The organism is Candidatus Poribacteria bacterium, from assembly GCA_021295715.1.
Taxonomy (GTDB): Bacteria; Poribacteria; WGA-4E; order WGA-4E; family WGA-3G; genus WGA-3G.
Genome location: JAGWBV010000038.1, coordinates 17,391 through 32,825 on the forward strand (window position 1 = coordinate 17,391; position 15,435 = coordinate 32,825).

Annotated in this window: 11 protein-coding genes and 1 pseudogene; all 12 read right to left on the bottom strand. The window is 45.9% G+C overall.

The genetic code is table 11. The features are described 5' to 3' along the window. Window positions 1-19 precede the first annotated feature (19 nt). Window positions 20-565: an OmpH family outer membrane protein gene (locus J4G07_10945; protein ID MCE2414515.1), complete on the bottom strand. Its 546-nt coding sequence runs from the start codon at window positions 563-565 to the stop codon at window positions 20-22. 161 nt (window positions 566-726) lie between these two features. Then, window positions 727-3,177: an outer membrane protein assembly factor BamA gene (gene bamA, locus J4G07_10950; GenBank protein MCE2414516.1), complete on the bottom strand. Its 2,451-nt coding sequence runs from the start codon at window positions 3,175-3,177 to the stop codon at window positions 727-729. A 64-nt stretch (window positions 3,178-3,241) separates the two neighbouring features. Further along, window positions 3,242-4,123 (bottom strand): branched-chain-amino-acid transaminase, encoded by an 882-nt coding sequence (gene ilvE, locus J4G07_10955; GenBank protein ID MCE2414517.1) that lies wholly within the window; start codon window positions 4,121-4,123, stop codon window positions 3,242-3,244. 3 nt (window positions 4,124-4,126) lie between these two features. Beyond that, on the bottom strand, window positions 4,127-4,804 hold the full coding sequence (locus J4G07_10960; protein MCE2414518.1) for an ABC transporter ATP-binding protein: 678 nt from the start codon (window positions 4,802-4,804) through the stop codon (window positions 4,127-4,129). Beyond that, window positions 4,797-6,257 (bottom strand): ABC transporter permease, encoded by a 1,461-nt coding sequence (locus J4G07_10965; protein ID MCE2414519.1) that lies wholly within the window; start codon window positions 6,255-6,257, stop codon window positions 4,797-4,799. The genes J4G07_10960 and J4G07_10965 overlap by 8 nt, the downstream gene beginning before the upstream one ends. A 7-nt stretch (window positions 6,258-6,264) precedes the next feature. Next, window positions 6,265-6,828 carry a GNAT family N-acetyltransferase gene (locus J4G07_10970; GenBank protein ID MCE2414520.1) on the bottom strand — a complete coding sequence of 188 codons (564 nt, stop codon included), beginning with the start codon at window positions 6,826-6,828 and terminating at the stop codon, window positions 6,265-6,267. Further along, entirely contained in the window at window positions 6,825-7,376 is a 552-nt protein-coding gene (locus J4G07_10975) for a GNAT family N-acetyltransferase (protein ID MCE2414521.1), read from the bottom strand. Before J4G07_10975 ends, J4G07_10970 begins: the two co-directional genes overlap by 4 nt. A 1-nt stretch (window position 7,377) precedes the next feature. Continuing rightward, complete coding sequence (gene lysS / locus J4G07_10980; protein MCE2414522.1) at window positions 7,378-8,850, bottom strand: lysine--tRNA ligase; 1,473 nt, start codon at window positions 8,848-8,850, stop codon at window positions 7,378-7,380. A gap of 106 nt (window positions 8,851-8,956) precedes the next feature. After that, window positions 8,957-10,061 (bottom strand): peptide chain release factor 2 gene (prfB, locus tag J4G07_10985; protein ID MCE2414523.1). Its coding sequence is split into 2 segments (ribosomal slippage): window positions 8,957-10,003 and window positions 10,005-10,061, totalling 1,104 coding nucleotides; the frame shifts between segments, so codons are not numbered across the junction. Window positions 10,062-10,079: 18 nt separating this feature from the next. Further along, window positions 10,080-11,720 carry an apolipoprotein N-acyltransferase gene (gene lnt, locus J4G07_10990; protein ID MCE2414524.1) on the bottom strand — a complete coding sequence of 547 codons (1,641 nt, stop codon included), beginning with the start codon at window positions 11,718-11,720 and terminating at the stop codon, window positions 10,080-10,082. A 44-nt stretch (window positions 11,721-11,764) separates the two neighbouring features. Beyond that, a complete protein-coding gene (locus J4G07_10995) occupies window positions 11,765-13,954 on the bottom strand; it encodes a carbohydrate binding family 9 domain-containing protein (GenBank protein MCE2414525.1) in 2,190 nt (729 codons plus the stop codon). Between the two features lie 63 nt (window positions 13,955-14,017). Beyond that, window positions 14,018-15,088: pseudogene (locus J4G07_11000) on the bottom strand (RRXRR domain-containing protein). Window positions 15,089-15,435 lie beyond the last annotated feature (347 nt).

Consider the following 15,435-nt stretch of genomic DNA (forward strand, 5'->3'; position numbering starts at 1 on the left):
GGAGTTTAGGCAGTCTGCGTTATTCGGAATCTTCGTTCATCAAACCGATTAACTGTTGCGTCAAATCGTAGTCCTTTTTCACATAAAGTGTAATGAGTCGTTTTTCGAGGATGATGTCAAAATTTTCGGACTCACCGACTTTGACAATCAGTTCTTGAAGACCGTTGTAAATCGGTTCCATCAGTTCTTGCTCTTTTTCAAGCAATGCCTGCTGACCGATTTGGACTTCACGTTGATACTCCTGCTGTTTCATGCGAATTTCGTTATCTAAATCCGCTGTCTGTGCTCTTTCCACGAAGAGTTCCGTTTTCGCTTTCTTTTCTTGTAGCGTTCTGATCTCGTTTTCTAACTGCAGCAGTTTCGTTTTCAGGCGTTCGCTTGCCGCTTGGAGTAGTTCGGTGGCATCTGTTGCTTCTTGGGATCCTTCTAAAACTTCTTGTGTATTTACGACACCGATTTTGAAAGATTCCTGTCCGATACTCCCTGAACTGAAACAGAAAACTGTAAGACCAATAACTAATAGTGTTAGATGTGCTTGGTAAGCACCTAATCGAAATGGTTTCATGAAATTATTCCTTCCAATGTTTGAATCAAAGACGTAGCCTGCAACAACGGCGCAGGCGGATTTAAGAAAAGCACATGATAGATGGGACGCATGGTGTTCCTCCGCAAGGTAAAATTAAAACCCTGCAACAACGGCGCAGGGTTTTTGCAATTCGCGAACGATTAAAAGCCGGGACCAACTGTGAAATGGAATTTGCCAGCGGGTTCCCCGGTTACACGATCCAAGCCATATCCCCAACCTAACCGAACTAACATACCGAGCATGGTAAACCGAGCCTCAAGACCGAGCCCTCGTTTCATATTGATTTCGCTGAAGATGTTTGAAGTGCTTTCATCCCACACCTGCCCTATATCAAAAAACAGTGCGGCTGTGAGCTGCTGAGAAATTGGGACACGATACTCAAGGTTTGCGAAGAATACCTTATCACCACCGTAAGGATTGATAAAGCCCGTTTCATCTGGATCAGGATAGATTTCCCAATCTTCGTAGCCACGAATACTATCTACACCGCCAAGGAAGAACCTTTCATAGAACAGGAAATATGCATCGGTGCTTTCACTTCGCATGAGACCCGCGCGGGCGTGCACGGCGATAACGTGGTTCCACCAACCACTATAGAACAAACTCGAGTCGGCATAATATTTTTGGAACTTGTTGTCTGCTCCGAGAATACCACCGGAGTATTCATAAGAGAGTGTATTAAATGAACCCGCTGTTGGGTCAAACAGGGAGGTTCGATAATCACGGGTATCTCTTCCAACGGAAAACAGAATACTCCGTGTCGAGCGGTTGTATAACTCTCGGTCTGGGTTGTGTGATTCTACGTGTTCATTCCGAAAACGGACCGACAGATCAATGTCGTATGAGATGGGTCTTCCGAGCGTTAGAGACGCCCCGCGTCTCGCCCAAACGTACCGGTCGTATAAGTAGTTACTTCCTATCTGACGATTAAGGAGGGCACCGACCGTTCCATAGTAGCGGCGGAAGCGGCGGTTGTCATAGATTCGGGCATTAAGCCGGGTGGGTGTTCCCAAGATCCAAGGTGTTCCAAAACTGAGTTCGGCGGTATGATGATCTCTCGTGCCTAACTCACCCTTTAAATGCACCCGATACGCGCGTCCGCGAAAATTGTTTTGTCCGACCTCTGCAACACCGAAGACCCCACCTTCGCTGCCATACCCGCCTCCGAGACTTAACATCCCTGTTCGTGGCGTTTCTGCGATATTAACTCTTAACTCTTTTCGGTTCTCTTCAGAGGTGTCGCTTGGGACGAAATCAACAGCACGGATGAAGGAGCCCATCTGGAATAAACGTTGTCGCGCTTTGCGCAGTGCTTTGACATCTAATAACTCATCGGACTTGATGTCCAAAAAATCCAACTCGCGTTTAACGACGTGTTCTTGTGTTTTTTCTAATCCCGTAATGATTACCTTGTCAATAACGATGACATCACCTTCGTTGATTTTCAGGATAATGTCAACCACGCCATCGACTTCATTGAACGTAGGAGACGGTGCGACTTCTGAAAGTAAGTAGCCTTTGTCGAGATAAGCTTGTTGTAACTTTGCAATTGATTCGTCAAAAGTGGCGCGATTAAATACCTCACCTTCCGCAGGGTCGAGCATCCCGCGTATTTTCTTTTCTGAAAAGAGGTTCTTAGCACCGGCTTCCACTTCAAGTGTGTAGCTGCCGATAATAAATTCGGGGCCTTCGTCAACAGTAATGTCCAGCATTAAACCGGTTTTGTCTTCTGTGAATCGTTTCTCGTAACCGATGACCTTCACTTGTGCGAAGCCTCGATCCTGATAGTAATTTCGGAGGTTCAGAGATAAGTCTTCTTCCTCAAACAACATCTGGTCGAAGGGCTTACCTGTGCGGGTTTTGAGTTTTTTCTGTAGCGTATTCGCGGTGATATTTGTATTTCCAATAAAATTGATTTCCTCGATTCGCACCCTCGGCCCCTCGTTTATCTCAAACGTGATCTGGATGGTATTCGCCTCTTCGTCTTTATTCCCAAGGTGGGTCTGGATGCCCACAAGATAGTACCCTTTTTCGTGGTAAAGTTGCTGTAGGGCACGCTCGCTTTCCCACCGTCGCCGATCACTATAAATTTCTGAGGGGCGAAGTGTAATTTCATCCTGCAGCTTACCAGTACTCAAATTTTCGTTTCCGATAATATTAATTCCGGAGATTTTAGGACTTTCGACGACCTTGTAGATGACTTCTAACCCGCCTTCTTCGTAGGGTTCTACATCTACTGTGAGTTCAGAGAAGAAGCCTGTATCTTTAAAGAGGCTTTTCAGGTCCTGCGTGAGGAGTTCTTCAGAGATTTCCTGTCCGATCTGTGTCTGAATAAGGGTGAGCAACATATCTTCGGAGGCAGTTTTCACCCCTTCAAAAGAGACTTTTTTGACAAGGAGCATCAAGTCGCCAGTGTCTTTGGTGGTATCTGCTGCCGTTTCTTTATCGGGTTGCGTCTCTGTCTGTTGTTCGGTGATAGTGGCTGCTTGGGGACCAAATACTGGTTTTTCCGTTTCTTCTGCAAAAGCGGTGATCGCCGCGAATCCGATAAATAGACTTATTAGAATAAAAATGTATTTTGGCGCATTCATAATCAATCTTCTCCTGTGTGCTGTAGGCATTTCTACGCGCGTGTCGGCCCAATCTATAGCGTTGTCATACGTCAGCGGTATAGATTGGGGTGCCGCAGCTATGTGCGAACTGTCGAAATGCTGCAATGAGTTTTTCTGTTACTTTTCCCGGCTGTCCGTCTCCGATGGCGCGTCGGTCTATTTTCACGACAGGTATAACTTCGGCGGCTGTGCCGGTGAGAAAACATTCATCAGCAATGTAAAGATCATGCCGTGTAAAAACGCGTTCTTCGACGCGCATTCCAGCGTCGCGTGCCAGATCGATAACACTGTTCCGGGTTACGCCTTCCAAAATTCCCATGTGAACCGGTGGCGTGACAAGGACATCATTCTTTACCCAGAAGATATTATCACCACTACATTCAACAACATAACCTTCTGCGTTAAGCATCAAGACCTCTTCTGCGCCGGATTGTTTGCCCTCAATTTTTGCTAATATATTATTTAGGTAGTTCAGCGATTTAACACGTGGATTAACGGCTTCTGAATAATTTCTTCGGATGGAGACGGTTACGATTTCCAAACCCTCTTGGTAGAATTTTTGTGGGTAGAGGGCGATTTTATCTGCAATAATAATAATACTCGGCTTTGGACATTTATCCGGGTCGAGTCCGAGATCTCCTACGCCGCGAGTGATAACCAATCGAATATAGGCTTCCGTGAGATGATTGCGACGGAGTGTTTCCAGAACCGTTTCCTTCATCGTTTCAATAGGGATAGGGATCTCTAACATGATTGATTTCGCGGAATCGTAAAGTCGTTCAAGGTGTTCATCGAGTTTAAAAACTCCGCCATTATAGGAACGGATTCCTTCAAAAACACCGTCTCCATAAAGCAAACCGTGGTCGAACACCGAAACCTTGGCTTCTGCTTTTGGTAAAAATTCTCCGTCGATATAAATCAACATTTTCTAAAAAACCTTTCCGTCAACGAGTTGTATAACACGATCTACTTGTTGGGCGAGTTCTTGATTGTGTGTTACGATAACAAAGGTCTGTCCGGATTTGGAATTCAAATCCCAGAGCAATTCTAAGACTGCTTCGCTATTCCGCCGATCGAGGTTCCCTGTTGGTTCGTCAGCGAGTACAACCTTTGGGTGATTAATCAATGCGCGGGCAATGGCGACGCGTTGCCGTTCACCACCAGACAATTGGCTCGGATAGTGGGCAAGCCTTTCGGATAGCCCAACATAATCGAGCAATGACTCCGCCTCTTTATAAACGCTTTTATTGTTTGGTGATGCAATTAATGCCCCCATTGCGACGTTTTCAAGTGCTGTAAATTCCGGTAATAAGTGATGAAATTGAAATACAAACCCAATTTCTTTGTTCCGAAATCGAGCGAGTTCTGTATCGGATAGTGTGAATACGTCTTGTTCGTCGTATAAAACGCTTCCTACGGTCGGTCTGTCGAGTGTCCCAATAATGTGAAGCAGTGTGCTTTTTCCGACACCTGATGCGCCGACGACTGCGAGTAATTCTGACATATATATTTCAAGGTTGATGCCTTGAAGAACTGGAAGTTCTGATTCGCCATCATAGTAAGATTTGTGTAAATCTTCGATGCGGATAAGTGTTTCTCTATTCATGTTGTAAGGCTTCAACTGGGTTCATGTTCGCTGCTTGCCATGCTGGGTATAATGTCGCAAGCCAACAGATTAAAAACGAAAGCACATTGATGAAAACAACAAAGAACCAATTCACTTGTATCGGTAGTTGATTCATCTGATAAACTTGACTCAGCCCGAGTTCTTCGAGCGAAATCGGTGTAACAACACAGTAGAGCGCGAACCCTATTACGATGAGCCATAAAACACTGATTGCGAACATCCAACCTTTACGGCGAGGTATCATTCGCCTGAAGGCAATTAGAACTTGTAGGACTATTGGCACAATGAGAACAAGGGCGTACCAATAAGACGGACGCTCTGAATTATAGCTCAGAAGCCAACAAAGGACAAGTCCCAAAACCGTTCCTAATACCGTTCCAAGCACCCCAATGACACTCCCTTGAATCATGAAAAGTCTCATAACGTTTCCGCGTGAAGCCCCGAGTGTGCGTAGTGTCCCAACATCTTTTGTCTTTTCCATTACGGTCATGATCAGTGTACTTGCGATATTAAAGGACGCGACCAAGATGATGAGTGCTTCAATGATGACGGTTGCTATCTTTTCCAATCGAAGTGCTGAAAAGAGCGGTGCCTGCATCTCCATCCACGTTCTCGCATCCGGCATTCCCTCCAAGACGGAGAACTGAACCTTGTCCTCAATCCGCCTGGCGATCCGAGGTGCTAATTCCGCATCGGTTAATCGAACAAAGATCGTATTTACCTGATCCTCTTTGTTATATATCTTTTGAGCGGCTTGTAGATGAATAAACCCGAAGTTGTTGTCATAAACCGCCAACTCGGACTCATAGAACCCAATCACAACGAAGTTCGCCAAGTCCGGTATGAGCATTGACTCATTTACAGGAGATTTCACAAGATTCACGATAAGTCGGAGCACATCGCCTTTAATGACACCGAGGCGAGCCGCTAAACGTCCGCCGAGTACAATCCCGCCTGTGATCGTTTCATCTCTGATGAGTCGCGCGCTTTCGATGTACTCAGAATCTTGAAGCTCAGTGGATCCATCAACAAATTTTGAGAAATCGGTGACTTTGTCTTCCTGAACGGGATCGATGCCCTTGATGTAAATGACATCTTGAATGGTATCGCTGCGTTCCCGAAAAATGGCACTTTGTGCCCAAACAACGGGGGATGTGGCGACGACTTCCTCGATTGACTCAATCTGTGAAATCCTTTTTTCGTAACTCCCAAAGAAACTGCTATCGTGCAACCGAAGAACAACATGTGCTTCATTTGCGAGGAACCTCTCTTTGAGTTCTTGTTCAACACCGTCTAATACAGCAATGACAAGTATCACTGTGGCGACACCGAGCGCGACACCTCCAATGGAAATAATGCTGATAATTGAAATAAAAGATTGTTTGCGCCGTGAGCGTAGGTAGCGGGAGGCTACGAACCATTCAAATCCCATATATATCCTAAGACGAGATAGGAGCTAATGAATCATAGTCCGCTTTTAGCATCCCGTATCCCATTAAATCCTCAAAGTTATCCCATTTTTTTATATGCTGCCGAAAGCATCCCTCGTAGCACATCCCGATTTTTTCCAGTACCCGTCCAGAAGCGGTGTTTCGTTTGAAATGCTTCGCATGAAGTCGGTTCAACTTCAAGACTTCAAAGCTATACGCAACAACAGCCTTTGCTGCTTCTGTGGCATACCCACAGTTCCAATACGGTTTCGCTATCCAGTAACCGAGTTCACCATTTTCGTTCTTTGGATCGAGTCTAAGTGCTATCCCGCCAATTAAGTTTTTGTTCGTTCTGAGCGTAATTGCGAAGTTGAGTGCTTCGTCTTTTTCAAACCTTTCGTAACAGGAACGAATCCATTTTTCAGCCATACCATCTTCGTAGGGGTGCGGCATATTCGTTAATGTTGATGCTACATCGAATTCACCAACGAGGCGTTGTAAATCAGCCGCGTCTTCAAGTGTAAACGAGCGAAGTAGCAATCTTTCTGTAAGGAGGGGCGGCGCGGACTTCATTTTTCTACGAACTCACATTTTAGTAGACGGTATTGGATCGTATCTTCAAAAAAATATGTTCTTGAATCTTTGGGAATATATTCACCATAGTGCATCCCAATTTTTTGCAGCACCCGCCCGGATGCCGGATTTCGTTTGAAGTAGTAGGCGTAAATCAGTTCGATGTCACGCGCACGGAACCCATAAGCGACAACAGCTTTTGCGGCTTCAGTGCAATACCCTCGGTTCCAATAAGATTTTCCAATCCAATAGCCGAGTTCTGCATCTTTGTAAGGTAAGTGAATCCGAAAGGCCAAACCAACTTTGCCAATCAACGTTCCGTCTGTTCTCAGTGTAACCGCAAAATTCGTACGTTCGCCGTCTTTGAACCATTCTTGACACCACTGAATCCATTCCTCTGCCGTCCCATCTTCATAAGGATATTCTATTTCATCAGTGGTCGATGCCATATCGGGATCGTTAGCAAGACGTTGCACGTCGGCTGCGTCTTCTGATGTAAACAAACGGAGTATCAACCTTTCTGTATGAAGTATCGGCGAAGTTTTCATCTTAGCGTTCCGGACGCATTTGCGGAAACAGGATGACATCTCGGATGGAGTATTGGTTCGTTAGCAACATTGTCAACCGATCGATACCGATACCGAGTCCACCCGTCGGGGGCATCCCGTATTCCAATGCGCGTAAATAATCTTCGTCCACCATGAAGGCTTCATCATCACCCGCCTCTAAACTGTTCGCCTGCTCAAGAAACCGTTGGCGTTGGTCGATCGGATCGTTGAGTTCGCTAAAGGCGTTTCCTACCTCCATGCCGCAGATAAAACACTCAAAGCGTTCGACGAACTCTGGAGTATCGGGCTTCTTTTTGGCAAACGGTGATACCTCAATGGGATAATCCGTTATAAATGTCGGCTGGATCAGTTTCGATTCTGCAAATGTGTCAAAGAGTTCAGCTATAATTTTCCCTTTCGTCTCATCACCCGCTAAGTCAACGCCTGCGTCAATTGCGGCTTTGTATAATTCATCAGCTGATAATGTTGTTGGATCAATACTGCTATACTCTCGAACGGCATCGACCATGCTCAACCTACGCCAAGGGGGTGTGAGATCGATCTCATGTTCTTGATAATGAATCTTCGTTGTCCCGTGAATGATTTTTGCGGTGTCAGCGATGAGGGTTTCCGTGAGCTCCATTATCTGGATATAATCTGCGTAGGCTTGGTAGAGTTCAAGCATCGTGAATTCGGGGTTATGATCCCTGTCCATTCCCTCGTTTCGGAAATCGCGCGAGAATTCATAAACACGATCGAACCCTCCTACGATGAGACGCTTGAGATAAAGTTCATTTGCGATCCGTAGATAGAGTGATTGCTCCAATGTATTGTGATATGTTGTGAAAGGACGTGCGTTTGCCCCACCGTAAATTGGTTGAAGGACGGGCGTTTCGACTTCAATAAAGTTTTGTGCATTGAGCATGTCGCGAATTGCTTGAACAATACGTGTTCTTTTAAGGAAAACGTCCTTCACCTCTGGGTTCATGATGAGGTCTGCGTAGCGTTGTCTGTAGCGTGTCTGTTTATCTTGTAAACCGTGCCATTTTTCCGGAAGCGGTCGAATGGATTTGGAAAGGAGATGGACAGCATCAACAAGGACGGTGAGTTCGCCTGTGCGTGTCCGGAAGACTGCTCCTTCGGCACCGACAATATCGCCAGTATCAAAGCGTCGGTATATTTTATACGGCTCTGTCCCTACATCGTCCCGTCGGACGTAGATTTGAATTCTGCCTTCACTGTCTTGCAGATGTGCGAAACTACTTTTGCCATGGTCGCGCTTCGTCATGATCCGACCAGCGATTCGGATTTTCTGGGTTTCATCGGGTGTTTCTTGAACGTCAGCAAAGTCTCTATGGATGGCGGAGGTCGTGTGTGTAGGTTCATATTTATGTGGGTACGGTTCTACGCCAAATTTGCGAATTTCGTCCAACTTCTCGCGACGTTGCTGAATGATGTCCTTTGTTTCTTCCACAGCTCTATCCCTCCTTTATTTTTTCTATGATAGACCGTTGCTATACTTCAGAAATATTATAACAATTATACCGTAGTTTCGTCCATAAAGCAACCCAAAAGCAGTATTATTTCTGCTGTGCCTTCATTTTGAGGTAACTTTCAATGAAGGGGTCTAAAGCACCGTCCAACACGGCGTTAACATTACCTGATTCGACATTCGTGCGTAAATCCTTGACGCGTTGGTACGGGTGCAAAACGTAGGACCGGATTTGACTTCCGAAGTCAATATTTAAGCGTTCGCTCCGCTGTTTTGAGAGTTCTGCCTCCCGTTCGGCGCGATATTTTTCATGAAGCCGCGAACGGAGTAATTTCATAGCGATTTCTCGGTTCTTATGCTGCGAACGTTCATTCTGGCATTGCACGATAATCCCAGTGGGTTTGTGTGTAATCCGAACTGCTGAGTCGGTGACGTTGACGTGTTGTCCACCAGCACCGCTTGCGCGATAGAAATCTATCCGCAGGTCTTCGGATTGGATATCGACTTCCACGGTGTCATCGATTTCAGGGGTCACGTCAATAGCGGCAAAGGAGGTATGTCGCCGCTTATTGAAATCGTAGGGGGACAATCGAACGAGCCTATGCACGCCAGCCTCGGCTTGAAGATAACCGTAAGCCGAAGCACCTGTAACAAGGACTGTCGTTCCTTTGATACCGGCTTCGTCTCCTGAGGTGAGGTCTACGATTTCGGTCTTATAGCCGCGTTGGTCGCACCAACGGAGGTACATACGCATCAACATCCCTGCCCAATCCTGTGCGTCGATTCCACCCGCCCCGGAATGAATACTGAGGATTGCATTGTTTTCATCGAACTCACCTGTGAGCATTAAGCGGAGTTCCATCTGTTCGAGATGTTGCGTGATGTTGCTCAATCCATCGACAATCTCGTTTTGTAGACTCCCATCGTTCTCTTCGGTCGCGAGTTCGATCAGGGTTTGGATATCTTCGATGTTGAAAGCGAGGTCTTCGTACGCGCCAACTTCATCTCGGAGGAAGGCGATGCGTTGGTTAACTTTTTGAACGCGTTGTGTATTGCTCCAAAAGTCAGGGGCAACCGTTGCCTCTTCAAGTTCTGTTAATTCTTTTCGTTTTTGATCCAGGTCAAAGATAACCTCTGAGTTCTTGAAGACGGGTTTGTATCTCTTCAGCCTGGTTCTTTAAATCTACAAGCATATTACTCCTCATGAATCACTAAGAATGTCTACGACGCGCCCATATTATGATTTGACTGCCGAACCATGCAACGCAAATAAGCGTGCAAAGCATCGGAAACCAGTCGCCGTAGCGGGTATAAAGTGTCTGTTCATGTTCCGTGGATGAAAGAAGTGGGACGGATGCGATGAGAATTTCCTGAGCGGTGTCAGGTGTAATCAACGAAGTTGTTATCCTACCAAACTTGTCCACGACGCACGTAAATCCACCATTTGCGCATCGGAACACGGCAATTCGGTTCTCAATCGCGCGGAAAGGTGCCATGGATAGATGTAGTTCGGGAAAAGCAGTGCCTTTGAACCACGCATCGTTCGTGAAGATGCCCATCACTCTGGCACCCATTTTTACGGGTCTGCGAAATTCATCTGGAAACACGGATTCAAAGCAAATCGAAGCACCGACCTCTATCTTCCGGGTGTTTGTCTTATTTTTAACGTCAAACACCGGTAAAAGGTTTACTGTTTTTCCGTGAGCGAAGGGTTCAAATTGGATAAAATTGGGGATAAAATCCGGCAGAAGGTGTGCCAGAGGCACGTATTCACCAAACGGAACGAGATGCATCTTTGCATAGTCCCCGTGTATCTTACCATCTGGGGCTATTGAAAGGACGCGGTTGTATATTTCCGTGTTTCTTTTATCAGCACTTTTGGAAAATTGACCTATCGCTGCGTCTGTTTCTCCTCGATTCGCGGTCCCGAGGAGCATTGGAATTCCTATATCACGGAGCATCAACGAGAATCTTCTGTAGTATGTGGGCCACTCGCCTGTCAAGGCCCTGCTGCGTGTTGCAGTTTCGGGCCACACAATTAACTCAGGATCTTCTCTGCTGGCTTTATGTGTCAATTCGATATAGCGTTGCAAAATCTGTGGGAACTGACGGAGATCCCATTTCTGAAGTTGCGAGATATTGCCGGGAATGAGCGCAACTTTTAAGGTCTCGACGTTTGTGTGTGTCGTTGCGTTTGTGCGCTGGTCTAAGGCGTTAGCGTTTTGGAGTTGGCGTATCCCGTAACCGAAACAAAAAAGCATCAGGATCAGTGGCAGGACTACAGCGCGAATTTCTTCTCGCCAGTGATGACGGTTACAAAACAGATGAGCGATAGCGGCATTGAAAAGCACGATGACGAAACTGATACCATGAACACCAACAAGCGAGGCGACCTGTATACCCAACAGATTATTCCATTGCGAATAGCCGATGCTTCCCCATGGAAATCCTGTTATCATCCAGCTCCGCACCCATTCTAATGCTGTCCAGATACATGCAGCGGACAGAGAAAATAGGACGCTGGAATGCCTCGGCACAAACCGCATCAGCACTGCAAAAACGGCGAAATAAAGTGCCGTGTATCCCACTAATAATAGGTATCCGACCATTGTGGCGAAAATATTCGCATACGGATAGAGAAGGAGGATGGCAGGGAGCAGACCTGCGAAGAACAGAAAACCTGTTAGGTAACCGATCCAAAAGGCGGATTTCCGGCTTGTTGCGCGGGTCAGAGCAATGAAGAATGGCACCATCGCGACCCAAGCAACCGGAAAGAGATTTAAATTTGGGAAACTGAGGAATAACAGGAATGCTGAAAGTACCGCGAGCATCCAGTGTTGGTAGCATTTCAAAATTTTAATTTTCCTTGCGGAGAAACGACGTGGATTTGGGTCATTCAAAAAAGGTCTGTTTTCAGGAGGTGCGAAATTTTGATGAACACAATTCGCTCCGTGTCTCCTTCGACATCACGGTTGTCGGTGTAGACGACAAACAGATTGCTTTCAGGACGATACTCATAAGCGAAGAGTGCGAACACGCGGCGTTCTTTTTCTAATGTAAATTCCGCACTGGCTCTTGCATACATACGCTGTGCAAACTGGTAGTTCACGACAAAGCGACGCGTCCATTCAGAAAGTTCCCACGCGGTTGCATCGGGTTCCTTTTCATGGAGTCGCTGCAAGATGAACTCAAAACTGAGTTTGGCAGTTGGACGAATTGTGATTTCGGGTCGGAAAAAGAATATGTTTTTGTCATTACGTAGACCGAAGTTACCGGTGTTTCGGATTTGCACATATTTCGGTGGAAACCACCCGACGAAGAAACGAGCGGTTCTGTCTTCATATAATTGATTGTCGTCATCGTCAATGTGATTGTACCATTCAGGACCGATGAGGAAAAAGAAATCGTAAACCCCGAAAAGTCCACTTAAACCCGCTCTGTGATTTGTAAGTTCACCTGCGTGGTTCGTGAGGCGTTCATATTCTACCTCACCGCGAAGTCTTTCAACAGCCCCTTTGTACTGTTTATTATAGCGACTTCTGATCATCAACCCACGTCTATCGACGCGTGGAACGAATCCTGTTTCAGGGTTAAAGTATTCGCCAATATCTGCGTAGATTGCATCAAGTGAGAATACATTTGTGCGACGGGCGAGTTGAACAAAGACAAGGTTGTCCTCGGTACTCTCTGGTCTGTCGAGACCGCCGCCTTTCCATTCTCTTGCGTATTCCAAGTTAAGACTCGTCGCGGCGGGGAGTTGAATGCGGGCATCAAATCCACCGGCTCGGTCATACGTGGCACCGCGTTGTTTGTTAACGCCTAAAAATCCGACGGATGACGTTTTACCGACCTCCCGTTGCAACCGAAAAACGGAGTAATTGTAGTTTGCGAGAGGCAATTCGCCTGCTTCTATTTCTCTATCGGGGTTCTCCGGTCCCGCGACGGCTCCCACGAAAGCGAGATTGTACTTACTGAATTTCCCGATGACTTTTCCACCACCGAGCAGGGCTTCAACTTTACGGCTGTAGAACAGGTCAAGGGGCATTTGAAAAAGTTCGTTTCCTTCAAGGAAAAACGGGCGTTTTTCAGGAAAACGGAGTGGGATGTCTGTGAGATTCACGAGGTCAGGGTCCGCCTCAATTTGTGCGAAATCTGGATTTAGCGTCAGATCAACAGTAAAGTCCCCAATCGGATACCGGATGTCTAACCCAGTGTCCGGTTTCAGGGCGGTTGATGCTTCACCCTCTGCCGGTTGCAGGAGTTGCGGTCTTAGCGTGGCATACGGTTTGAACTTCACAGGTCGTTTGGTAACCAATCCAGAGATCTGGAGGTCCGTGAGATGTCCGAATTTTGAGACAGCGTACTGGCGTTCCCCTAAATCTGCCCACATCTGTTCTTCGGCAGGAGATTCGTCGTTTCGCCAGAAGTTGATGCCCCACGTCGCGGTTTCCATTCCTTTTGAAAATCGGATTTCTGCAAACGGAATGGCAAATTCTGCGGTCCAACTGTCTGTTCCTATTGCGGCTTGACCTTGCCAGTCGCAATCCCATGAGATAGCAGTACCGATCATGGACTGACCTGTACGCCTATTCGCACCTTCGTTAATCAGGCGTCGATCGGTTTGTGTGCCGAGTGGGTTTAAGGCGAATGCATAACAGTTTCTGCCGTCAAGGAAGGTATCGATTAAAACTTCAACATGGTCATCGGAGAAGAAGAAGGAGTCGCGCCGTGTCAGGTTCGCTGCGAGATTGTCCATGTTGGTCTTAAAGCATTCAAAGGCAATATAGAGATTATTGGCATCGTAGGCGAGATAAACAGTCGTTGACTGTGTTGCTGGTTCACCCCGCTGCGGTTCAAATTGAAGAAATTCACCGGTTTTTGCACTATTTTGCCAGCAGACGTCGTCCAATATTCCGTCGATTGTTGGAGGGGTTTCTATGCGGACTGCTTTAATCTCGCGGTTCGTAAGAATTTCGGGAGGCTCCTCATTCGTGTCTGCAGGCAGGCCCTTAAAACTCCACAAACAGAGGATGAGGGAGACTGATAGTATCAAATACGGGCTAAGCCGCGCCCTAATTATTCGCATTGTTTTATCAAATTCTTCAGAGTCAAAACTCCATGCTTTAGCTTGGAGATGTAGACGCCGCTCCTATATATCCAAAGTGAGGTGTAGTGCTAATTCACCTTGTTCCACTTTCGGTTGTTCAGATACAATTTGTTTGTATCTAAAGTTAAGTCTGGTTAGTATTTTGTAAGTATCAAGTTTTGCTGATAACACGACTTGTTTCGCATTTTCTATATTGCTTAAGGTTAATCCACCTTTCTGATGTCCAGTTACACGGAGAATTCCATGTTTAATATGCTTTACTAACATATTTTTGCGAGTGCCAAGGAATCTGGTGCCGCCATATCGGGTTCTGATACCACCTTTCTTTGGGACTTCTCTATGCAAATTACGTCTTTGTATAGGTAAAGGTGATATACAAAATATATCAGTATTATCCACAATTGGCTCACCGCCTATGGTATGATATGCTAACACCCAACTATCCACGCAATGTGCATCAAAGGATTCTGACATCTTATCTTTGGACTTCTTAATTCCAAGGCTGTCACGTAATTCTTTTGTTTCGTAACCCTGAAGCGTGAGTAACTCCCACTTCTTCTGTATTTCAGAGTAGAACCAGTTTTTACCGACTTCCAACGGACTAAAAGACTGGTTCCATTTCTTTTAATATTGTTTGGTTCTTGCCTTAATATCTTCTACACATATATGTGTGACTGGATACAATTTGTTTAACCAATCCAATATGCGTAGTTTCCAGTCCCATCTTGCACGTGTGCCAGCAGGGATGCGTTCTTTGTTGGCGAGGCGGTTCATGCGATTCTTTCTATTCGGACACTTGCGACCCCGTCTACCTCGCCTTAATTCACTACGCTTTTTGACCTTCTTACCAACTTTATTATGTGCATCCGCCTGAACATTCAGATAAGTATGCTTTTCAGACTTAACCGTAAATCCTTCCTTTTTACTACCAGGATCTACGCCCACTGCAATCTCTTGATTATGCCTACCAGAAGGCTCTCTGTTAAGTCTTACACAGAATATGCCATTCTTCCAAAAAGGAGTGGCTTTGCCAGATTTAATCCATTTCTTTGCCCTTGCCGGTGTGGTAGGCATTAATGGATTTTGGTTTTTATCTACAACTGGTACAAACATAGTTTGTAAATTCCTTTCGGATATATATTGCCCCATCGAGATCACGAAATCAGAGCGGATATAGACTTGGGAAGCATCCATATCGTCTTACCAGTTGCCATACTGAGATTCCGCGATATATGACTCTATTCAGTGTATTTATAATCATTCAACCTATAGGAAACCGGCTACCGTACTGAACAATCTCCAGACTTTAGTCTGGAGTCACTGAAGTCTTTAGACCTTCCTTTTGATGTCAATCTGTTTACGATTTTAGCATGCGCCTATTTTTCTGTCAATATCAAAAAGGAGAGGTAAATGTTTTTCCCACCCGTGAATGTAAACGAAATGAAAGCGATTTGCGTTAT